This window comes from Protofrankia sp. CiP3, assembly GCF_917627345.1.
GTDB lineage: Bacteria > Actinomycetota > Actinomycetes > Frankiales > Frankiaceae > Protofrankia.
On the sequence record NZ_CAKJTM010000009.1, the window covers coordinates 8388 to 29779 of the forward strand.

Sequence of the window (21392 nt, forward strand, 5' to 3'; positions counted from 1 at the left end):
CCGGTCGCTCTAACGTGAGCAGAGCCAGCCTGGAAGCCGGGCGGAACGAGCTCGGCTCCCACTTGCCCGCCAGGTTGTCGAGACGGTTGCGATCGAAGCCGGAGTGTGCATCCGTCCACTGGTGATGCGCCGATCGACCCGACGACCGGAGAAACCGAGATCGTGCCTGTACCGCGCGTACCGCCGTCGCGCGCGACGCCCCGCCGATCGCCTCCTGACCCTGTGCCACGGCCGGAGCCGCCGCCTGCCGCCTACCTGCCGGCGCCCTCCTGGGTGGTGGGGAGCAGCTCGGCGACAAGCTTCTCGACCCGCGCCCGGATAGCGTCGCGGATCGTCCGCACGGCGTCCAGGCTCTGGCCAGCCGGGTCGTCGAGCTGCCAGTCCTCATAGCGCTTCCCGGGGAAGACCGGGCAGGCATCGCCGCAGCCCATAGTCACCACGACGTCGGAGGCTTCCACCGCCTCAATGGTGAGAATCTTCGGGGTCTGGGCGGTGATGTCGATACCGACTTCGGCCATGGCCGTCACGGCGGAAGGGCTGATCTGCTCAGCGGGCATCGACCCGGCGGAACGAACCTCGATGGCTCCGGCCGCGAGGTGGGTGAGCCAGCCGGCGGCCAGCTGGGAGCGTCCCGCGTTGTGGACACAGACGAACAGCACCGAGGGTCTTGTGGACATGGACACGAGAGGTTGTCCCCTTCATCGAGCGGTCGGCCGGCGGGTCACAACCGGCCGGCTCGCGGCGGGTACGTGCGCGGCGACAACGGCCGACGCCGTGGCCGGACTCAGCCCGGGGTAGAACACCCTGATCAACGCGATACCGGCCAGACCGCCGGTGAGCTGAGCGGCGACGAACGCCGGGACGGACGCGGGGGCGATACCCGCGAAGGTGTCGGAGAACATCCGTCCCACCGTGATCGCCGGGTTGGCGAAACTGGTCGAGCTGGTGAACCAGTACGCCGCGCCGATGTAGGCCCCGACCGCCGCCGGCGCCCGGTCGGCCCGCCCCGAGCGGGCAAGGGCGAAGATGACGAGGAGCAGGCCGGCCGTCGCCACGATCTCGGACAGCAGATGCGCACCGGACGCCCGGTCATGGGTGGAGATCGACACCGCCGCCTGCCCGAACATGACGTTGGCGAGCACCGCACCGGCGACGCATCCCGCGACCTGGACGGGCAGATAGGCCGCGACGTCCCGCCAGGGCAGACCGCCGAACAGCGCGTCGACGGCGGAGACCACCGGGTTGACGTGCGCGCCGGACACCGGCCCGACCATCAGAATGATCGCGAACAGGCCAGCCGCGGTCACCGTGGCGTTCTCCGCCAGTTGCAGACCGATCTGGTTCGGGCTGAGCTGTTGGGCGGCTATCCCGGAGCCGATGACAAGGGCGGCCAGCAGCATGCTGCCGAACGCCTCCGCCGCGACCCGCCGCGCCAGCGGCGGGCGTTGGTCCGCGGTCACGGCCGGGGTCAACGGCCGGCCGCCGGGGCTGCGGTCAGGGTCAGCGGCTCCGGGCCACCGATGCCACCGCACACAGGCCCGCATGCGCAGGCCGACCCCGGCGTGCCCGGTTCGGCCTCCCGCGGTTCGGCCGACCGTCCAGCGACGCCAACGCCGGCATCGGCGAGGACGGTGTAGACCTCCCACGGCACACCATCCGGGTCATCCACCCAGACCTTGTCCTGCACCGCGTAACAGCACGTCGTGGCTTCTTCGGTCGCTGTGGCCAGCCCCAGACCGGCCAGCCGCGCGGCCGCCGCCGTCACCTCGCCGGTGGGCTCGACCTCGACACCGAGATGGTTGAGCGCGCCAGCCACCCCGGCTTCCCGGGCCGCCGGGTTCTCGATCAACACAAGCTTCAGCGGCGGGACCTCGACCGCGAAGTTCGCGTACCCGGGCCGGCGCTTCGCCGGCCCAACCCCGAACAGCTTCGAGTAGAAGCTCACGGCCGCGTTCACATCGGACACGTTCAGCGCCAACTGGACCCTGGCCACGACGACCACCTCACATCGATCCGCGTCTATGTACTGCCAGGCCAAGCATGGACCAAAACATAGACAGTCGTCAATGTCATCGATCGATGGACCAACGACCAGGTGACCATGGGTTTTCGCCCGGCCGGAGGCCTCATAATCCGTCGGTCGTGGGTTCGAGTCCCACCCGCCCCACCAGCCGTTCCTTGGGTGGGTGTCACATGCTGCCTGACCTGCGCGTTTAGCGGTTCCCATGCCCCATTTTGCTGATATTAGTAACAGTGGCGTTACGTTCGCGAGGCGCTGACCAGCGCCGATGCGAAGTCGACGCTGGAGGTCCGCCTGTCGGATGGACCGGTCCTTGGCAGCCCCGCGCATGGCACGCGGTGGCCTTTCCATGCGCGCACCCTGACGACCGCGCCACGCCCAAGACCACACTGGGGCCCGGCTGTAAACTCGCTACCTGTCGGTATGCCTCGGCAACCTATCCGTTATCGCCCCCGAGCGATGAAATCGCCGAACACATCCGGAAGGTCAGGGACGACCGATAACCGGGTACCTCTATCGGAGCCGTACCCACCTCGCCATGGATCTCCACGATGCCGAGCAAGGGTCGGTATCGTCACCTCAGCATCGCCAGCTGTGCCCGAACGGCGCCAGCCACACCAGGCCAGACTGCATGCTGGCAGCCACCATCCCCGACGGGAGGACGAGCAGATCCTCAATAGGGTCCTCCAGCTCAAGGAGGATCGTGTCCTCGCCGTGATCCCGGGCGATCAACACTGCGCCTTCGTCTGACCGTGCCACGAGGACGCCGTCGGTGGTTTGGGCCGCCGCGAGACGACGAGCTGGGAAGCGATGACGGCGTGTCGTGAAAGCGAGGTGGAAGTCCTCGCCGAGGGGCGCCCAGCATGCCTCGCTCGGGGTGGTGAAGACGATGTGGTCGCCCAGCGGGATCGCATCCCGTACCAGGAAGTCGGTCGGGTGGGAGGCGCGGGCGGTTTCGCCCAGAAGGGCAATGCCCCCGAGGCCGGCGACAGCCATTACCCGCTCCCGGCCAACATGCCCGGACCGTACCGTCATGAGACGGCGCGACAGCGGCGAAACGGCCCCGGCCGTACCGGTCGCGAGGTCTGTCTGCTCCATAGCCAGGCCGCCCGGCAGGCTGTTGACCACCTCGGCCGGCAGGAGCCGTTCGGCAGCCTGATCGATCGCGCCGAGTGGTGTTTCCAGCAGGTGGAGGCCAGCCTTCGACTGGACCGTCCACATCAGAAGCGTGGTTTCGTCGGACCACAGCGTGACGCTAAGCACCGGATCCCCGTCCGCTGGTGCCGCGACGAGTTCACCAGACGTGATGTCGGCCAAGATCGTGCCGCCATCGCGGCTGCCCAGCGCGACGAAGGTCGTCGTTCCGGTCCGCAGCACGTCGAGGGCGCTGACCCGGTCGCCCACCGGAAGCCGACCGATGGTCGTCCTCTCGCCCGAGACCGGGTCGAGCCAGGCCAGGGTGCCACCCGCCGAGGCGGTGAGCACGGAGGCGGGGCTCGTGTCCGGGCCTTGGCCTATCGGGGCCACGTACACAGCCAGAACGGCTCCGGCGGTCCCACCGGACCCGAGGGTGCGCCGGAGGTGCCCGATCGTCTCGGCATCCCTGATCTCGGTCGCGTCCCAGAGGTACAACCGGCCCGTCGTCTCGGGAGCCGGCCGCGTGGGATGGCGTCCAGGTTCGGCCCGTCCTCGCAGCGCGGCCGAGGCCGAGGCAACCAGGACCGCGTTGGAGTCCTCGTCGCACCACCACGCCACGTCGTTGATGTCATCGCGCCCGGTCGTGAGCGGCGCGTCGATGGGTCGCACCTGGGTGAAATCCTCGGTGACCTGCCACACCACGGCCCGGCCACCGCACGCCACCGCGACCAACGCGGTAACGAACGGCCTGGTCACGCCGATGTGGACCGAATCGACGGCGGCCGGGCAGGGTAGCTCCCAGCCGCTCAGGTCTCCATCCGGCCGGACCACGGCCACGACCAGCGTGGAACCTCCCGCGGCCGCGGCGACGACCGTGTCGCCCGCGACCGCCAGATCCACGGCGTTTACCCCCGGAACGTGGATGGCAAGCTCGCGTTCGGGTAGGCGCAGCCGCACCGACCCCGACCGGTGTCCCGTCCAGAAGACGAGCTCGTCGCGGTAGGTCGCCGCGGCGACCGCGACGACGGGATCGCCCTCGCTCGGCAGGAAGTTGAGGTCCCCGTTCCAGTTGTCGACTACGACCACCCGGCAGGTGGAGGCCGGGTGGAAGCTGAGCCGCCCGGGCAGGGGAGGCGGCTGCGACGGCTGCGACGTAGAAGCGGTTGTCGACGGTCACGAAGTCGATGGTGCGGTCGCCGAACGGGAACCCCTGGGATTCGCCGAGCTCCTGGACGGCTGCGGGCCCGAGGATCCCTGGCGACGCATTGGCGGCGTTCTCGCTCCTGCGAAAGGCGAACGAGACCACCCCCCGCCGTTGCTCCTGAAACGTCAGGACCACGTTTTCGTCGATCGACTGTGCGAACAGGTCGGGATGGGTGACAGGCGTGCCCGGCCACAGCTCACGACCCGCGTGGGCCGAGGCGACCACAGCACGCCTGAACACGCCGTCGTCGAGCAGTCCGACCCGACCGCTGACGTACTCGTAGCCCGGCCGGGGAACCTGGTGCAGGCGCCGGCCGGTCTCGAGGTCGACGACCTGTACGACGGGTCCGGTGCTCAGTGCCACCGCGCTCCCGTCCAGCGTCGAGGTCCTGACCGAAAAGCCAGATCCGGCCACTGCGATGGACCGGAAGATCGGGACGGGATTCGGCTGCGCCGCGACACAGCGCCAAGGCCCGGACCGCGCCGCGAACTGGTCGGCCAACTCGCGATTGCTGGTCACGAGCCGGGTGGCCAACTCCAGATAGGCGGCCCGCTCGGGCACCGTCAGCGGCTCCAGGAGCCGGCCGACCCGCTGATAGCCGCGGGCCACATCGCGCAGCGGGTCACCCCACGTCGGGCCTCGCAACGCGGGGCCGAGCGCTGCCAGGACGGCTGTCGGATCGGCGCGCAGCAGGTAGTCCGGATCGCCGCACAAGGCTTCCAGCCGCCCGGCCCGACGGGCGTGGACGAGCAGGTGCGAACGCGCGTAGCTACCCGCTCGATCCCAGTCCCGGGTTCCGTCGGCGTTGGTGACGGCCACGAGGGCAGCCGACACGACCGCGTCGTCTACCACGGCGTCGGGGTCGGGGCGTCCCAGTGCCTCCACGAAGGACCGGTGGAACAGGCGGAACCGGGTCTCGCCGACGACAGTCGTTTTGCTCACTCGTGTTTCTGAGGTTCGCGGTGTGTGAGGGCGCGGGACCGTCTGGGTAGTGGAGGCTCTGCGAGGCGTGCGATACCGGCCGGGAGGACGTCGTGGTGACGGTGCGGCGCAGGCCGGTCGCGGAGCGATAGGCGCAGTACGGCAGCATCGGTGGTGCTTGCACACCACCAACCGGAGTGTCCACCGATGCTGTCTGCTCCCAGCCTATCGATCCCCGCCTCGCCGCCGGTCGGTGTGGCGGCCTTCCAGAACCTGCTCGATGAGCTCGGGCCGGTGTTCGCGCGGCGCTCGACCCACCAGCTGTTCATCGCGCTGGCCTGTGGGCTGGTGCTCGCCGAGCGGGCTACGGTCACCGGGATGGCCGCAGCCGCCGGCCTGGGCGACCAGTGGCGTCGCGCGTGCTGGTTCTTCGCGTCCACGGCCTGGGACGTCGACCACCTCGGCCTGGCCGTCGCCCGCCTCGCCGTGAGACACCTGCTCACCGGCGACGAGCCGCTGGTCGTGGCGGTCGACGGGACGTTCCTGGCCCGCTGGGGTAAGAAGGTCGCGGCCTGCTTCTGGGCGTACAACGGCGCCGCCCAGGGCGGCAAGAAGATCGGCTATGGCACCACGTGGGTCGTCGCCGCGCTCGTCGTGCGGCTCCCGTTCTGCCCGTCGCCGGTCGCGCTCCCGATCCTGTTCCGCCGCTGGCGGGGCAAGGGCACCGATTCCCAGCCGGCGCTGGCCGCGCAGATGCTCACCCTGCTCGCTCAGGCGTTCCCCGACCGGCGGGTCCACGGCGTCGGGGACGCGGCGTTCCACGGCCCGCAGCTCGCTGACCTGCCCACGAACGCCGACCACACGACCCGGCTGCCCGCGAACGCGGTGCTGTGCGGCCCGGCCCCGCCGCGGACCGGGAAACGCGGCCGGCCCGCGAAGAAGGGCCCACGCCTCGGGCGGCCCGCCCAGATCGCCGCCGACCCCACGCTGAACTGGGTCGATGCCGTCGCCGACATGTACGGGACCCGGACGGCGGTGACGATCGCCGTGTGTCCGGTCCTGTGGTATGGCAGCTTCGGTGACCTGCCCGGTCAGCTCGTCCTCGTCCGGATGGCCGGCTCGGAGAAGATCGTCGATCTGGCGCTGTTCAGTCTCGATGTGGCCGCGAGCGCCCTCACGCTCGTGGAGCGCTACGCGTGGCGGTGGGCGATCGAACCGTGCAACGCGACCGGCAAGCAGGTCATCGGGGTCGGCGACGCCGCGACCCGCACCGTGAGATCGGTCGAGCGGTGCCTGCCGTTCGCGTTCCTGGTACAGACACTCATGATCGTGTGGTTCTCGCTGGGTGGGAACCCGGCCGCGAGCGTCGCGCGGCGCAGGCTGCTCAGCCCGTGGTACCGAACCAAGGCCACCCCCGCACCAGCCGACATCAAGTTGGCGCTCCGTGACGAATTGATCGCCAACCGTATAAAGGCGGTCGCCGCTGACCACCGCGACGCCCAAAATTCGGCCTCGGCGGCCTGACCAGCACCGGGGCCAGAGCCAACCTCGGAAACACGAGACCATGAAAAACACCCAAAAACGACGGCAGACGTCACACGACATCTGCCCAGGTCAGCGGCGTTTCCGGAAGTCCCTCAAGGGGTTTCTGGCGGACCGGTTCCACAACGGCCCGGCTCAGCCAACGGCCCGGAAAGGCCGCTCTCGCGCGTTCTACCCGAACCGGCCGTTGACGTAGTCGGCGGTCCGCGGGTCGCGCGGGTCGTGGAACATCTGCTCGGTGCGCCCGTACTCGACGACGTGGCCGGGCCGCCCCTCCTCGGCGAGAAAGAACGCGCAGTGGTCGGACACCCGCGCCGCCTGCTGCATGTTGTGCGTCACGATAATGATCGTCACATCCGAGGCGATCTCGGCGATGGTCTCCTCGACCCGGCGGGTGGATGTCGGGTCAAGAGCTGAACAGGGCTCGTCCATGAGCAGCACAGCCGGCTCGACGGCGAGCGAGCGGGCAATGCACAGCCGTTGCTGCTGCCCGCCGGACAGCGCGCCCCCCGGGGAGCGCAGGCGGGTCCGGACCTCGTTCCACAGGCCGGCCCGCAGCAGGCAGTGCTCGACCAGGGAGTCCTTGTCCTTGCCCTTGATCCCGGCGAGCTTCAGGCCGCTCGCGACGTTGTCGAAGACCGTCATGGCGGGAAACGGGTTGGGCTTCTGGAAGACCATGCCGATCCGGCGACGGGTCTCCTGCGCCCGCTTGCCGGCGGCGTAGATGTCCTCGCCGTCCAGCAGCACCTCACCGGCCAGGGACGCCCCCGGGATGAGCTCGTGCATCCGGTTCAGGATGCGCAGGTAGGTCGACTTGCCGCAGCCCGAGGGACCGATGAGCGCCGTCACCTCGCCGGGTCGCATCGTCAGCGAAACCCGGTCAAGCACCTTGCGCTCCCCGAACCACGCGGAGACGTCCTTCGTTTCCAGCGCCGCGCCGGAGACCGGCCCGGTCCGCTCACGGCGGGCGGCGGGCACCAGCCCCGCCGCCGTGTCATGCGTTGCCGTGCCCAAGGGCGCAGGCTCCGCTACGGCCGGGAACCGCGCGGTCGGCTTGTCAAGCGCGGGCACGCCGGTCACGGGCGCGTCAGGCACGATGTCCATCCCTTCAGAGCAGGTTCGGGAGCAGGCGGGCGAGGTTCTCGTAAACGTTCCAGACCACCGCGACCAGCACCGGCCCACTCACGAGATAGGCCGGCCACCGTTCCCAGCGGTGGAACAACCAGGTCGCGCACACCACCGCGACGAGGAGTACCTGCGCCCAGAGCAACAGGGGCAGGGCGGCGGCCGGCTCGCTGGCGAGGGAACGCTCGTCGGCGTAGATGGCCGGCCGGACACCCGCGGACGGCGCCACGGTGGTCGTCAGGTTGGCGGTGACCACCAGCGTGTGGGTCGGGCTGACGGCCGGCGCCGAGGTCACCAGCGTGATCCGGTTGACCGGCGCGGTCAGCGGCCGCGGTGGGGTGCGCCCGTCACGGACCTCGACGACGGTGAACGTCGAGCTGCCGAGACCGGTCGTCGCGACGATCTCATCGCCGATCCGCAGCTTGTCGAGCTTCGCGAAAGGCGCGCCGAAGGTCGAGCGCCGGCCGTAGACGACCGCCGTACCGGCCTGGCCGGGCAGTGGCGTGTCCCGCCGATGACCGAGCCCACGGGTGAGCGCGCCGCTGGTGGTGCCCTCGACGACGACCTGACGCACCTTCAGCCGAGGAATCTCGACGATCGCCACCGGCACCCCGGGCGTGATGGGTGGTGCGACCGGAGCAACCTCATCACCGACCTGGGCGAGCTGGCCGCGAAACGTCTTGTAGAGGTTGTCCTGGGTCCGGGCCTGCTGCAGCCCGGACACCGCGAGCAGATAGCCGGCGAAGCCGAGCATCAGCGCGGCCAGCATGAGGAAGACCCGCCCGACGGCGATCCCGATGACCGCCCGGCCACCGGCGGGCTGGCGCCGCGGCGGCCTGCCCCGGCTCGGGCGCGCCGTTGCCCATGCCGCCGTTGTCCGTGTCGCCGCCGTCACTGTGGCCGCCGTCACTGCCGTGGTGGGGGCCGTACCCGGCGCTGAGGCCTGAACCGTCACGCGCACCCCGCCTACTTCCACATCCGCGGGAGCACCCGGGCCAGCGACCGTGCCCAGGCCGGCGCAGGTTCACCCCGCGAGTACCCGACAAGCCCCAGGCCGAACACCACGGAACCGAATCCGATCACGATCAGGAGCAGGATGGCGTGCCGCCCGACGCCGGTGGACTCCACCAGCGGTCCCGACCTGGCCGACGTGGTGAACGCCGAGGTGGCACTCGCCCTCGGGATGGCTCGGGCCGATGGGCTGGCGCCGGACCGAGCGGTCGCCGTCGGGCTGGGGGCGGGCGTGGCCGTGCCGCCGCCGGTCGAGGTGGTACCGCCAGCACTCGCCGACGTGTCGCCGCTGTCCTGCCCGGACGTCGTGGTGCCGCCCGCGGCGGCGGCGTTGCCCGCGGCGGCGGAGGCTGCCTGTGCCCCGGGCGACGGGCCCGCCGGGGCGGTGGGTGTACCGGTCGACGCCGGCGCGGCCTGGAGACGTACCGCGGTCTCGACCGTACGGGCCTGCGCTACCAGATCCGCCGGCAGGCTCAGATAGCCGTTGGGCAACTGGCCGTTGTCGATACCGTGCTCCTGGCCCTTCACCGCGGCCAGGTCGATGAAATCAGCGATCTTGCTGGCTTTGGTCCTGTCGATGCCGCTGGTCGGGACCATCGCGTAGTGAACCAGCACGAGCGGGTAGACGGCCGGGTCGGTCGCGGTGTGGTCGGCCTGGCGGACGCCGTTCGCATCGACGGTCATGGCTTTGACGGCCGCCGCCATGGCTGCCCCGGTCGGGGTGGTGAAGGAGCCGGCGGCGTTCTTCAGCTCCGCCTGCGGCATGCTCAGGTTGGTCGCGTCCGCGCTGTCGAAGAGCACGAACAACGACCGGAAGCCCTGTCGTGCCGCCGCGTAGGAGGACGGCTGATGGCTGGGGTCCTGGTCGGAGATGCTGCTCGGGTCCTTGCCCGCCGGAGCGCCGGCCGCGGCCTGGCGGACGACCGCGTCCAGCCCGCTCAGCGGGGCAAACGTCATGTTCATCGCCGACGTCGGATCGACCGTGCGGAACGTGTCGAGCGGGAATCGCAGGCCGCCCTTGTTCCAGGCGTCGAGGAAGTAGTCGCTGACATGCATGCCGGCCGGGTCCTTGGTGCCCTTGAGGAAGGCGCTCGCATCCGGGTCCGCGGCGAGCCAGCGGGTCAGCTCGTAGGTCAGGTCCTCGCCGTCGGCCGTGAGCACCGGCGGGAAGTAGTTCTGGGCGGTGAAGTCCCGCGCCCAGGCGACACCGGGGTTGAGCGCCTGGAACTCCGGGTCCGCGAAGATCGTCACTGGGTTCCCCGCCGTCCCCGGGTTGGGGCAGTACGCGCTGCCAGGCCCTGTGATGGGCGCCGTGGGGTCGCAGCCGGGCGGCCCACCGGAACCGTAGAGACCGGGGTAGGACTGCGTGAGCAGCTTCGCGATCAGCCGTGCGTTCAGCCTGAGCGAGGTGACCTGCTGATGGGTCACGGGATCGTCGAGCAGGAAGCCGACCGAAATACCGGACACCGCCAGCGGCGCGTAGGCCACCGGATTCGGACCGGTCGCGCCGGTGGCGGCCGGGCGCGTGGTCAGCGCCATGTCCACGCCGCCGGCGGCATAGTCCGACCGGGCCTGGACGTCGCCGAGCAGCGAGTAGTCGACATTGAGCGCGGGCGTGCCCGCGCACGACCTGGCGGTCCAGCTCAGCATCGCGAGGTTCGCCACGGGCGCGCCCGCGGAGGTGAAGTCGGGGTTGTTGATCGAGCACGCCCCGGCGCCGAGACGGAAGGCCAACGGGATGGTGACGTGTGGCGCCCAGCTGTTCACCAGCTCGACGGACGGCGTCGTGAGCTTCCACAGCACCAGCGAGCACGGCTGGGTCGAGTTACAGCCAAGGCTGGTCAGTTCGCGCCCCGTCTCGACCACGAAGTCGGCGCTGCCCGTCCCGGCCGGCTGCGTGATCGCTTTGCGCCTGTTCCCCGGCCCGTCCGGGCCCGCGCCGTTGAGCCCGCCGAGCGCGCTGGGATCGGAACCCGACGCCAGCGTCTCGGAGCCGTAACAGTCACCGGCGGACTTCGGCGCGGCTCGGCATTGGTAGATGCGAACCTCGTTCGTCGACAGCTCCGTCCCGCTGGACGGGAAGCCCCGCCAGCTGACGTGGATCGCCTCGAAACCGAGATCGGTCGTCTTGCTGACCGTCACCGAGGCGTTCGCCCCGATCGCCGGTGCCGGGAAGGTCCTGGCCACCGAGACGTCCGCGGCCCGTGCCGGTTGCGGCCCCGGCAGCAGCAGCGAACCGGTGAACGCCATGACCGCGCCAGCCAGCGCGAGCGCGACGCCTGCCCGCGGCCCCCTGGCCCCCCGCGGCCGCCGGGCGCACGGGGCGGGCCGTGTTCGCGCGTCCATTGGCCAGCCAGGCAGTTTCGGTGACACGTCTTCTCCAGCGCCGGGGAGGGACACGCCGCGGACGGGCGTGCGTGCGGTGGTGTCGGGAACTACCCGGGTATCGGGACCTACCCAGCCAGTCACGACGGAACATATGGATGCGCCGCAGAGCCCGGCGCGAACACCGGGCCCTGCGTTTTACACGGGTGCTCTCTGGCGGCGGGCCGCTGGCCTGCTAGGAAAGGCCGTACTTGGCACCGCAGAGCGTGCCCGTACCCGAGGTGGGCAGCGAGACAAAGCCCTCGTTGACGCCGAGCGGGTGGGTGCAGATGTAGCCGGCCTTACCGAAGACCGCGGTGTAGCCTGACCAGATCTTGTCCAGGCCGGTGCTGCCAGGCTGGTTCTTGAGCACGTTGAACAGCAGGCGGGGGAACTTGCCGCTCGTGTTCAGGGAGTACGGGCCGGCCGCGCCGTTGGCGACGTCGGGGACCGTGGCGGGAACGCTGTCGATCTGGCGGACGGTGAAGCCATTGCGGTTGTCCACGTCGCCGCCGCGGGACTGGGCGACCCACTTGCCAGCCGAGTACGGCACCAGCGCGTCACCGATCGCGTCCCCGGCCTGGAGGTTGGCCTGGAGGCTCACACCGCTGTTCTCCTCCAGGGTGGCGGGCTGACGCACGCACGCGCCCGGCGTCAGGGCCGCGTTCGGGCCGTTGACGTCACCACCGTTGTTCAGCGCCTTGAGGAAGGAGTTCCGCGTGCCCGAGCCCGACTGCGGCAGGTACGGCTCGATGGGCGAGCTCGGCAGGGCCGAGTTGATGACGTGCCAGTCGGTCAGGGTGCACAGGTAGATGCTCTTCAGCTGGCTGGTGCTGACGGTCTTCGGCGTCAGCTTGGGCGAGACCGGCTTCGCGGCCCAGGTCACCACGTCCTTGGCGTACGCGATGAAGGTCTTGTCGACGTCCGAGGGCTTCGTCGCGTCCGGGTAACGCGAGGAACGCGCGAAGTCGACGCACACGCCGGGCGCGTTGTATGCGGCCGGGTCGTTGTTCAGGGCCGTGACACCCGCGCTCGAGCCGTTCGGCCGGGCATAGTTCGCACAGCCGGCCTTCGCGGTGATGGGGGTCGTGCCGGTCGCGTTCCAGCTGTAGAGCTTCTTCGACGGGTTCGTCGCGTTGTACGACGTCGAGTAGTCGTTCAGGATGTTCTGCGTGGTGTCCGAACCCACGCCGACGATGTCGCCGGCCGCCGGGGTGACGTTCGCTGGCGGGTCGGCCAGGGCAGGTCCGCCCATGACGCCCACGGCCAGCGCCGTGGCCGTTACGGCGACCACGCGGGCCGCCTTCTTCGGAATATTCATGTTCCACTCCTCGTCGGGACCGGTTTTCACCTGGCGGCACGCAACCGCCGCCCGAGCCGTCAGGTGGCTCCGGGGTGACGTTTCCATGCTTTTGATGAACACGGCCAGCCATCCGGGGGATTTACCGGGCAGCTATCGGGTAACCATTCAGTAAACACCCGTGAATATGCGTTCACGGCCGGGCTCGACATTGTGCGACGGCGAAGAAAATGAATTCCAGAGGGCCGGGTACCGCTCATTCAGGTGGCGGCGGGCGGCGGCTCAGCTGTGCGCTCAACAACGGTGGGACAAAGAAGGCGGCCAACACGGTGAGGCCGGCGAACACAAAAAGAATGTTCGCCTGGTGACCGCCCTGGCGCAGGCTCGACACCGATACCGGGGCGGCGGAGATGTCGCTCCCGCCGGGTCCACCTGAGCCGTTGCCGCTGGCCGCGCCGACAAGCTGTCCGGTCTCCGGGTCGATCGTCGTCCCTGTGCCTGTGCCTGTGCCTGTGCCTGTGCTCGCCGAGCCGGTACCGTTCGACGCCTCCCCGCCCGTCCCGGCGCCGCCGGAGGTATCGCCGGCCGTGCCGCCCGAACCACTGCCGCTGGCAGCGCCGCCGGAACCGCTACCGGAACCGGCGCCGCCACCAGCGCCGCTGGACGTGCTGGCCGTTGTCGTGGCGCACGCCGCCGCACCAGCCTTCGCGCAGGCGGGGGGCGCCGGCGCGGTGTTCAGCACCTGCAGCGCGGGATTGTTGCAGCTGGCCATGGCAGGCGGCGCAACGTGCCCCGGTATGCGGCTCAGCTGGTCGAAACCGGCCTGCACGAGGTTGACCGGCAGGGGCGAGAACCCGAGGTTCTCCGCCTTCTGCTGACCGGCGCACAGAAAGTAGCTCATGAAGGTCGACAGGGTCCGCCCCTTGTCGGGCGTGAACCGCCCCACCGCCTCGACCGGAACAATCATGTAGCTGTAGCTCGAGACGGGGTAGGCACGGGGGTCGTTGTAGGCGTAGACGCCGTCCAGGTTCTGGGTGAGGTCGGTGTTGATTTTCGCCTGCGTGAGAGCCACCGCCACATCTCCCGCGGTTGGCTGGACGTAATAGCCACCGGCGTTCAGGATGCTTGCGACCGGGAATCCCGAACGCTGGGCGTAGGAGTACTCGACGTAGGTGATGGAACCCTCGCCGTACGGAGCGGCGACATAGTTGGCGACGCCGCTTGACAGGGCCTGGCCCTTCGCCCCGGGAAATGTCGGGTAGAACGACTGCAGACCGCAGTTGCCGGTGAAACCCGCATGCCTGCCGCAGAAATCCGCCCAGAGCCCCGGGTACTGCTTCGACATGTAGAGCGTGAACTGGGCGGACGTACCCGAACCATCCGAACGGAGGACCGGTGTGATGGCCTTGTCCGGCAGCTGCCGACCGTTGTCCCTGGTGATCGCGGCATCCGACCAGTTGGTGATGACCCCAGTAAAAATCTTGGTAAGGGTCTCGCCCGACAGCCGGAGATTCGTGACCTGTTTCCCGGCGACGGTCAGGTGGTACATGAACGACGTCCCACCCGCGACGATGGGCAGATAGGCATACGGCCGCCTGGCCGCGAGCGGCAGCTCATCGGTGTCGTTGCTGCCCGGGATCCGCGGCTGGAACGGGATCTCGGACACCGCGAAGTCGTTGAGACCGTTCCAGTAGTCCGACCGTCCCGACGAAGAACCGTTACCGGTGTAGTTGACCGGCAGGCCGTTCTTGCGGACGTCACGGACCCACTGACTGATCATGATCTCGCTCCAGGTGGAGCCGGACCCGGCCACGGCCGCATAGGGGGCGTCGGCGCTGGCGGGCGGAGTCGCCCCGATCCCGGCCCCGCCGGCCACGGCCGCGCTCAGTATGATCGCGACGAATCGGGCGACCAGCCGGCGCCTCCTTGCGCCCGGCGGCCCGCCTCGTGCGGGCGTGTTTCCTGAGCGGGCATCTCCCGGGGAGACATGGGGCATCATCAGGACACCTCCGCGGAGCGGCGCTGCTGCCGGCGTGAGAGCTGTCCGGGGCCGCGGCCTCCGACAACGCGGGCGATGACGAACAGCGTGAGTACGAGCGCGAGAAGCGTCAGCGCCGCGCCATAGGCCCGCGCGACCGACTCGGGCTGGGGGAACTTGACGTAGTTGAGGACGTAGAGGGGCAGGGAGAGCATCGCGCCGTGGGCGGGGTCGGCGTTGAGGTCGTTGGTGAAACCCGCCGTGAGCAGCACCGGCGCAGTCTCACCAACGCCACGCGCAACCCCGAGGATGACCGCTGTCAGCAGGCCCGGTCGGGCGGTGGGCAGCACGACATGCCACACGGTCCTCCACTGGCTCGCACCGAGTGCCAAGGAGGCCTCCCGCAGCCCACCGGGGACGATCCGGAATACCACTTCCGCCGTCCGGGTAATGATCGGCATCATCATGACGGTGATGGCAAGGGAGGCGGCGAATCCGCACCGGTTCGTGCCGAGCGCCAGCACGACGGTCGCGAAGATGAACAGGCCCGCGACCACCGACGGAATCGCGCTCATCGTGTCGACGATCGTGCGTACCGGCCGGGCGAGAGGGCCGCGTATCTCGTTGAGGAACAACGCGGTGGTGATACCGAGCGGTACCGAGATGAATACCGCGACACCGACCTGCAACAGCGTTCCCACAATGGCATGGAGTGCCCCACCCGAGGTCAGCGGGTCGGCCGGGGCTGTCACCGACATTGTTCGTGTGAAGAAGTTGAGGTGCAGTGCCGTGTAACCACGAAATGCCGTGTAACCAATTATTACAGAAAGTAAGGCAACAACCATTATCCCGGCCGCATGGCAGATCACCGACATGACGCGGTCGACGAGCGCGACACCACGTCCATCCCCCGTCAGCAGCACGGTCGAGTAGACAGCCAGAAAGAGGATGTACCAGCACACCCAGAAACCGACGGTCCCCGACAGCGGCAGAATCCGCTCGAACAGGATCCAGGTGAGGCACAGTGCGCAGAGCGCGGATCCGCCGATGGCGGTCACGTCGCCGGCAGTGACCTGAGCCGGCCGGATCCGGACCTCCGGCGGGGGTGCCGGCTGGTCAGGTCCAGCCAGGTCCGGCCCGGCGGCGGGCGCCGTGCGCCCGCGCGGTGCAGGTGCGGTGAGCGCCATCAGATCTCCGTTGCCGCGCCGGAACGCGACCGGCTGATGATGGTCGAGGCGAAGGCGTTGACCACGAGCGTCAGGGCGAAGAGCACAAGCCCGGCGCCGAAGAGGGCGGCCAGACCGAACGAACCGGACTCGTTGTAACGCAACGCGATGAGTGAGGAAATCGACATCCCGCCCTGCTGCAAAATGTGAGTCATCCGCCCGGGTGACGCGAAGAGCGGCGCGATGATCAGATAGACGGCGATCGTCTCGCCGAGGGCCCGTCCCAGGCCGAGCATGACCGCGCCGACCATACCGCCTCGGCCGAACGGGATGACGACAGCTCGGATCATGCCCCAACGCGTGCCGCCCAGCGCCAGCGCCCCCTCCCGCTCACCCGCCGGAGCCTGCGAGAAGACCTCGCGCATGATCGATGTAATGATCGGTGTGACCATCAGCGCGACGACGAGCCCGGCGATGAAGGTCGACGAGGCGTACTGGCCGAGCCCACTGGCTCCGCCGTCGGTCCGGAAGAAGGGAAGCCAACCGAGGTGGTCGGTCAGCCAGCGGCTCACCGTGATGGCTCGCGGCTGGAGAAAGAAAAAACCCCACAGCCCGTAGACGATGCTTGGAATAGCGGCCATGAGGTCAAGCAGCGAAACCATCGGGCGGCGCAGCGCCCGGGGCGCGTACTCGGCGACGAACAAAGCCGTACAGATCGATAGTGGAACGGCGACCACCAACGCGACGCCGGCAATGAGGATCGTCCCCGGCAGCACGGCACCAACGCCGAACCTGGTCGAGCTCGGCAGCCACTGGGTTTCGGTGAAAAACGACCAGCCGACCCGCCGCAGCGCCGGCAGCGCCTTGTACAGCAGGAATACGCCGATGAAGCCCATCGTCGTCATCACGGTTATGGCGGCCGTCCGGCCGACGCCGTGAAACAGCCGGTCAGCCGGGCCCGGACGCGGGTTCGTGTCGCGCCGCGCCTCAGCCGGGGCGACCGAGCCCGCACCGGCGCCCGCCAGGCCAGGGCCGGCTCCCATAACCGCGGCCCGGGGCCGTTTCAGCCAGCCGAGAAAATTCATGGTCGAACGCTCTTCGGTCATCATGTATACGCACCGTACGTCACAGTGGAGTTACCCCCTGACCGGCGTCGGCGACGCCGGTTCCGCCCCATTGCTTTGACATAAAAACAGACGTCGCCTTCCGGGTGGCGAGCCGAAGGTGAACAGGCCCCGAATTCTGCTGGCCGGTGGGCGGGTCCCCGGGTATACGAAATGAACGGCCGCTCATTCTCCCGGCCGGGGACCGGGCCGGACCGGGCGATGCGGTCGTCCGGTCCGGACGATGTGTTCAACCGGCCCGGACGAAGCGAGCCGCGTCGGCGACCACATAGTTGTCGGTCCCGGTGGTCGCCATGGTCACGCTCCCTGCCGTGCCCGCGTCGAACGGCCACGCCCCGAGCAACGCCCACCGGCCGCCCCCAGCACGTTGATCCACGGTGAGCGTTGCCGAACCGCCCCGGTAGGCAATGGTCACCGGCACGTTCGACGCCCGCGCGGCCGTCGACGTCCACCGCAGGTACACCCGATAGGTACCGGCCGCCCGGAGGGACGGGACGAAACGGACGCTCTTGCCGCCCTTGCCGGCGTTGTTGTCATGCAGATAGCCGGTCCCGTAGTAGCCCGCGATCGCCGAGCTGGCCGTCCAGGAGCCGGTGACCGCCGTCATCGGATCGGTGTCATCGACAGCGACGTCGGGATAGTCGAGCACGGCCATGTCCTCGAACAGCCGCGCGCGAAGCGCCGCGGGGTCGACCCCCTGCGCGTTGGCCCCGCCGTCGAGCGCGAGCTTGGCCGCGGCGCCGGCCGCCTGCCCGAGAATCATGAAAACCGGCTCCATCCGCAGCGAGCTGTAGGCGACGTGCGACGCCGACAGGCAGACCGGGACGATGAGGTTCGTGCACTGCGCGCTGTCGGGAACCATCGCCCGGTACGGCAGCCGGAACGGCGCGGGTAACGCGATCTGGATGTCGCCCTCGTTCTTCACCTGCCCACCGGCGACGAGCCGCTGGCAGTTGTGGGAGTCCCGCGAGTAGCTCGCGAACCCGACGCCGTCGGCGAGCGTGGTCTGGCCGCGACAGTCCGCCTCGGTGAGGACGTAGCGCGAACTCACCATCCGACGCGCTTCACGCACATAGAGTTGCGGCGGCCAGTTGCCGGTGGCGGTGAACTCGTCGGGTGCCAGCCCGAAGGCCGCGACCGCGGAGCGGACGTCTGAGCGCACCGCGCTGTCGTTCGCCAGGAAGTAGAGCAGGCCCTGCTGGTAGGAAGTGTGATCAGCCACGATCTGCGCACGCTGGGACCAGCTCGCGCGTGGGTACCCGTCGGCGGCGCCGACATGGTCGAACGAGAACGGCCCGGCGCTGTTTGCGTCGAACTTGCCGTTCCGCAACGCCGTGTTGTTCATGAACGCCGCGGCCTTGTCGGTGAACGGGTCGGCGTACCCGGCCGCGATCAGGCGCGGTACGAGAGCGTAGCGGCTCGGGTCATAGCCGGCCGGCCGCGGGAACGCGATCCGGTTCGGCGCCTTGGTCAGGCAGAGCCGGTAACAGTACGCCTGGACATGAGCGTCGCCGCTGCCGGTGGCCGCGAGGGCGGCCGTGGAGATCTCGGGAAGCAGCCCGCTGGTCGGGTCGCCCGCACGCCGGTACGGGTCGACCGCGGCGGTGAACTGGTTCTTGGCAAGCAGCTGCACTCCGTTGTTGGACTCGCCGTACACCGCGTTCGACTCACGGCCGATCACATAGCGCACCCCGGCGAGCGCCAGCAGGTCCCCCTCGTAGGAGGCGTCGATGAACATCTGGGCCCGTACCACGGTGCCGTCGCCGGCCACCACCGAGGTGAGCCGGGAGCCGTTGCGGCCGACGGAGGCCAGCGTCCGCCGGGTGTAGACCGGCACCTGCGCACCGGTGAGCAGGTCGGTCATGACAGCCGCGGCCACCCGAGGCTCAAAGGTGGTCTGCATCGGCGTCGTGGCTCCGAGCGGGCCGCCGTTGTAGGCGACATAGACTCTGCGGTAGAACTCGCGCGCGAAACCACCGACGGCGCCGCCCGTACCGATGTCGGTCTGGCTGAGCCCACTTGTTGTCATACCGCCGATGTGGGCGGTCGGTTCGATGATCACAACCGAGCCACCCATGCGCCGCATCTGCACGGCGGCGGCGATGCCGGCCATGGTCGCCCCATATACGCACAGATCCGCCGTTATCGGTGTGACCGCGCTGGCTGACGATGTGACGGTCAGCTCGAGGGCCGCGACCGAACCGGCGGCAGCCGCCATCCGGAGCAGATCCCGGCGGTGCGGCCCAGCGCTCATGGTCGGTCGGCGGGCCATGGATCCCCTCGTCGGTCGGTTGGCGCCGGCCGGCGCGTCGGGAAGCCGGGCTCATCGGAAAGCCGGGCGGAACGACGACGCCATGTCGAGACGGCGACGCCGGCAGCGGGCCGCCGATGCTCATGGCACTCCGTACGTCGATCTCCCAGCCGGCAGCTTGGACCTTAACGACGCGTCATTCCCGGAAGCAACGACCAGCACGTCACATGCACACACCGATCCGGCGTCCAGCAGGAGACCGCGCAGTAAATCAGCTGCCCTCCCCCGGGAGCGTCCAGGAACCGGCCGGGAACCGGACAGTGCCTGGCAGCATGGGCGCTATGGCGAACTGGAGTGAGGCTGAACGAGCCGCGCCCGAGCTGGCGGCGGCGGTCCGGGGGCGCTTCGAGGCGCACGGGCTCGCGATCCTCGCGACCGTCCGGCGCGACGGATCTCCTCGGGTGAGCGGGGTAGAGCCATTGTTCGCACTCGGCGAGCTGTGGCTCGGCATGATGCCCGGCTCCCGGAAGGGAACCGATCTGTGCGGGGATCCACGATGCGCCCTGCACAGCGCAACCACCGACAAGAACGTCACCCAAGGCGACGCAAAGATCAACGGCAGCGCGGTCGTCGTGACCGACGCCGAAAGCCTGGACGCCTACCAGGCCGCGTGGGCCGCAGCCACCGCCATGCCGGTACCCGAGCCGTTCACCCTGTTCAGGATCGACGTCACCGGCCTAAGCATGATCGGAGTCGCCGGCAAGGAGCTCGTCATCGACTTCTGGCGCGAAGGGGAGCAGCCCAGGCGAACCACCCGCACGTAGCTCTCGTCCGCCGGGACGCACGGCCGCGCCGCATGCCGCCCACAGCAGGTCGGCCACGGTCGCGAGCAGCCGGATGACGAGGGCGAGCAACGTCGCCTGGCCACGTGCGAGCACCGGCGCCAACGCAAGAATCAGGACGGCCTCGCGTACCCCCGCACCGGCCGGGACGAGCGGGACGAGGAACCCGACCGTCCAGGCGAGCGCGTACCCGCCAACCGAGAGCAGCAGCAGGCGGGGTCCGTGCACGGACGGCGCAAGATCACGCGCCAGCAGCCAGGTCGCCACGCCGTAGAGGACAAAGCCCGTCAGCAGCCAGCCGGCACCGGCCAGCACCGGGCGGACGGCAAGCGGACGCTCCAGCGGTGGCCGGCGCAGCAGACCGAACGCGAGCGCCAGCAACCTGGACAGCACCGGTGGATACAGCACCACCGCAAGCCCCGGTACCGCCAGCAGTGCCCACCCGTAGTGATCTAACGCGGTCGCCGACACGAACGGCAGGGTCACGGCCGCGGCCAGCCCGCCGCACGGAACCGCCAGCGCCAGCACGATCAGGCTCGCCGACGCGGCCTTCACCCGGGGCACACCGTAGTCCCGCGACAGCTCCATCTGCGCCAGCACCGGCCACACGCTGCCCGGGACGTACTTGCCGATCTGCCCGATGAAGAACACCCGGACGGCGGCCCGCAACGGCAGCGCCGCGCCGAGCCCGACCAGCAGCGCCCGCCAGGCAAGCACGCTCGTCCCGACCGCGAGTACGGTGACGCCCCCGGCCGCGGCGACGCTCACTACGGTCAGCTCGTCGAACGACGCCCGGACCGCGTTCCACTGACCGACCAGCGCAAGGCCGAGCAACCCGACCGCCAGCAGCAACGCCGCCCGCGTCAACCACCACCGCGGCCCTCGACGCCTGGGTTCTGGTCGGCCCAGTTCTTGTCGGCTCGGTCCTGGGTGACAGCGCCCGGCCGGTCGACCGACCCTTCTGTCAACAGAACGTACATGCCACATCTGCTCAGCGTAGCGTTGATCCGGTCAACTCCGACAACATCATCATAGCGTCACGACAGCAAACAACATGATGCTATGATGCGTACCACAGTGACTCTTGACCTGGATGTCGCGATGGCTCTCCGGGAAGTGGTTCGTGAACGGGCCATATCCTTCAAGAAGGCCCTGAACGCACTCGTCCGCGCCGGTCTGGCGAGTAGACGCCAGGACGTTCCGGTCTATCGGCTACCCACTCGGTCGCTCGGGCTACGACCGGATGTCGACCTCGACAAGGCACTGCGGCTAAGTACCGAACTCGAGGACGCAGAGATCATCAGCAGGCTTGAGCTCCGTAAGAGCACCCTGCGATAGGGGCGTGGATCAAGGAGTGGAGTTGGGGTGCGTGCATCGCAAGGCGGCGGAGGAAGGCGCCCTGGTGCT

17 protein-coding genes are annotated in these 21392 nt (G+C 69.3%); 4 read left to right on the forward strand and 13 right to left on the reverse strand.

Annotated elements, in window-relative coordinates; genetic code table 11:
• Window positions 1-251 precede the first annotated feature (251 nt).
• The 4 genes from MJ797_RS05275 to MJ797_RS05290 form a co-directional block, all read right to left on the reverse strand.
• Window positions 252-677: an arsenate reductase ArsC gene (locus MJ797_RS05275; protein ID WP_239332384.1), complete on the reverse strand. Its 426-nt coding sequence runs from the start codon at window positions 675-677 to the stop codon at window positions 252-254.
• Window positions 678-698: 21 nt separating this feature from the next.
• The gene (locus tag MJ797_RS05280; protein WP_239332568.1) at window positions 699-1400 is read right to left on the reverse strand and encodes an MIP/aquaporin family protein; all 702 of its coding nucleotides are present in this window, start codon (window positions 1398-1400) and stop codon (window positions 699-701) included.
• 68 nt (window positions 1401-1468) lie between these two features.
• Window positions 1469-1993, reverse strand: a complete 525-nt coding sequence (locus tag MJ797_RS05285; RefSeq protein ID WP_239332386.1) for an ArsI/CadI family heavy metal resistance metalloenzyme — start codon at window positions 1991-1993, stop codon at window positions 1469-1471.
• Window positions 1994-2599: 606 nt separating this feature from the next.
• Window positions 2600-4243, reverse strand: coding sequence for a hypothetical protein (locus MJ797_RS05290; protein ID WP_239332388.1), 1644 nt, complete (start codon window positions 4241-4243; stop codon window positions 2600-2602).
• Here MJ797_RS05290 and MJ797_RS05295 point away from each other — a divergent pair.
• Together MJ797_RS05295 and MJ797_RS05300 are read left to right on the forward strand one after the other, a co-directional pair.
• The gene (locus MJ797_RS05295) at window positions 4227-5315 is read left to right on the forward strand and encodes a hypothetical protein (protein WP_239332390.1); all 1089 of its coding nucleotides are present in this window, start codon (window positions 4227-4229) and stop codon (window positions 5313-5315) included. The genes MJ797_RS05290 and MJ797_RS05295 overlap by 17 nt on opposite strands.
• A gap of 174 nt (window positions 5316-5489) precedes the next feature.
• Window positions 5490-6806, forward strand: coding sequence for a transposase (locus MJ797_RS05300; protein WP_239332392.1), 1317 nt, complete (start codon window positions 5490-5492; stop codon window positions 6804-6806).
• A 189-nt stretch (window positions 6807-6995) separates the two neighbouring features.
• Here MJ797_RS05300 and MJ797_RS05305 read toward each other — a convergent pair whose 3' ends face one another.
• The 8 genes from MJ797_RS05305 to MJ797_RS05340 all read right to left on the reverse strand — a co-directional run bounded on the left by MJ797_RS05305 (window position 6996) and on the right by MJ797_RS05340 (window position 19164).
• A complete protein-coding gene (locus MJ797_RS05305; RefSeq protein WP_370651631.1) occupies window positions 6996-7805 on the reverse strand; it encodes a phosphate ABC transporter ATP-binding protein in 810 nt (269 codons plus the stop codon).
• A 127-nt stretch (window positions 7806-7932) separates the two neighbouring features.
• A complete protein-coding gene (locus MJ797_RS05310; protein ID WP_239332394.1) occupies window positions 7933-8844 on the reverse strand; it encodes a sortase domain-bontaining protein in 912 nt (303 codons plus the stop codon).
• 71 nt (window positions 8845-8915) lie between these two features.
• A complete protein-coding gene (locus tag MJ797_RS05315) occupies window positions 8916-11306 on the reverse strand; it encodes a hypothetical protein (RefSeq protein ID WP_239332429.1) in 2391 nt (796 codons plus the stop codon).
• 214 nt (window positions 11307-11520) lie between these two features.
• Window positions 11521-12645, reverse strand: a complete 1125-nt coding sequence (locus tag MJ797_RS05320) for a PstS family phosphate ABC transporter substrate-binding protein (RefSeq protein WP_239332430.1) — start codon at window positions 12643-12645, stop codon at window positions 11521-11523.
• A gap of 235 nt (window positions 12646-12880) precedes the next feature.
• A complete protein-coding gene (locus tag MJ797_RS05325; RefSeq protein ID WP_239332431.1) occupies window positions 12881-14623 on the reverse strand; it encodes a phosphate ABC transporter substrate-binding protein PstS in 1743 nt (580 codons plus the stop codon).
• Window positions 14623-15789 carry a phosphate ABC transporter permease PstA gene (gene pstA / locus MJ797_RS05330; protein WP_239332432.1) on the reverse strand — a complete coding sequence of 389 codons (1167 nt, stop codon included), beginning with the start codon at window positions 15787-15789 and terminating at the stop codon, window positions 14623-14625. The genes MJ797_RS05325 and pstA overlap by 1 nt, the downstream gene beginning before the upstream one ends.
• Entirely contained in the window at window positions 15789-16877 is a 1089-nt protein-coding gene (gene pstC, locus MJ797_RS05335; RefSeq protein WP_239332433.1) for a phosphate ABC transporter permease subunit PstC, read from the reverse strand. The genes pstA and pstC overlap by 1 nt, the downstream gene beginning before the upstream one ends.
• A 244-nt stretch (window positions 16878-17121) precedes the next feature.
• Window positions 17122-19164, reverse strand: coding sequence for an FAD-dependent oxidoreductase (locus MJ797_RS05340; RefSeq protein ID WP_239332434.1), 2043 nt, complete (start codon window positions 19162-19164; stop codon window positions 17122-17124).
• A 320-nt stretch (window positions 19165-19484) separates the two neighbouring features.
• Here MJ797_RS05340 and MJ797_RS05345 point away from each other — a divergent pair, with 320 nt between their 5' ends.
• A complete protein-coding gene (locus tag MJ797_RS05345; RefSeq protein WP_239332435.1) occupies window positions 19485-19967 on the forward strand; it encodes a pyridoxamine 5'-phosphate oxidase family protein in 483 nt (160 codons plus the stop codon).
• On the opposite strand, the gene MJ797_RS05350 is transcribed toward MJ797_RS05345, so the two are convergent.
• Window positions 19881-20852 (reverse strand): lysylphosphatidylglycerol synthase transmembrane domain-containing protein, encoded by a 972-nt coding sequence (locus MJ797_RS05350; RefSeq protein ID WP_374581485.1) that lies wholly within the window; start codon window positions 20850-20852, stop codon window positions 19881-19883. The genes MJ797_RS05345 and MJ797_RS05350 overlap by 87 nt on opposite strands.
• 198 nt (window positions 20853-21050) lie before the next feature.
• On the opposite strand from MJ797_RS05350, the gene MJ797_RS05355 reads away from it, so the two are divergent.
• The gene (locus MJ797_RS05355) at window positions 21051-21323 is read left to right on the forward strand and encodes a hypothetical protein (protein WP_239332436.1); all 273 of its coding nucleotides are present in this window, start codon (window positions 21051-21053) and stop codon (window positions 21321-21323) included.
• Window positions 21324-21392: the final 69 nt, after the last annotated feature.

Excerpts from the sequence above, each read along its gene's own strand:
- MJ797_RS05280 (WP_239332568.1), bottom strand. The coding sequence starts at position 1,400 with ATGCTGCTGGCCGCCCTTGTCATCGGCTCCGGGATAGCCGCCCAACAG.
- MJ797_RS05325 (WP_239332431.1), bottom strand. The coding sequence starts at position 14,623 with ATGATGCCCCATGTCTCCCCGGGAGATGCCCGCTCAGGAAACACGCCC.
- pstA (WP_239332432.1), bottom strand. The coding sequence starts at position 15,789 with ATGGCGCTCACCGCACCTGCACCGCGCGGGCGCACGGCGCCCGCCGCC.
- pstC (WP_239332433.1), bottom strand. The coding sequence starts at position 16,877 with ATGATGACCGAAGAGCGTTCGACCATGAATTTTCTCGGCTGGCTGAAA.
- MJ797_RS05320 (WP_239332430.1), bottom strand. The coding sequence starts at position 12,645 with ATGAATATTCCGAAGAAGGCGGCCCGCGTGGTCGCCGTAACGGCCACG.
- MJ797_RS05315 (WP_239332429.1), bottom strand. The coding sequence starts at position 11,306 with ATGGACGCGCGAACACGGCCCGCCCCGTGCGCCCGGCGGCCGCGGGGG.
- MJ797_RS05355 (WP_239332436.1), top strand. The coding sequence starts at position 21,051 with ATGCGTACCACAGTGACTCTTGACCTGGATGTCGCGATGGCTCTCCGG.
- MJ797_RS05345 (WP_239332435.1), top strand. The coding sequence starts at position 19,485 with ATGGCGAACTGGAGTGAGGCTGAACGAGCCGCGCCCGAGCTGGCGGCG.
- MJ797_RS05300 (WP_239332392.1), top strand. The coding sequence starts at position 5,490 with ATGCTGTCTGCTCCCAGCCTATCGATCCCCGCCTCGCCGCCGGTCGGT.
- MJ797_RS05275 (WP_239332384.1), bottom strand. The coding sequence starts at position 677 with ATGTCCACAAGACCCTCGGTGCTGTTCGTCTGTGTCCACAACGCGGGA.
- MJ797_RS05340 (WP_239332434.1), bottom strand. The coding sequence starts at position 19,164 with ATGGCCCGCCGACCGACCATGAGCGCTGGGCCGCACCGCCGGGATCTG.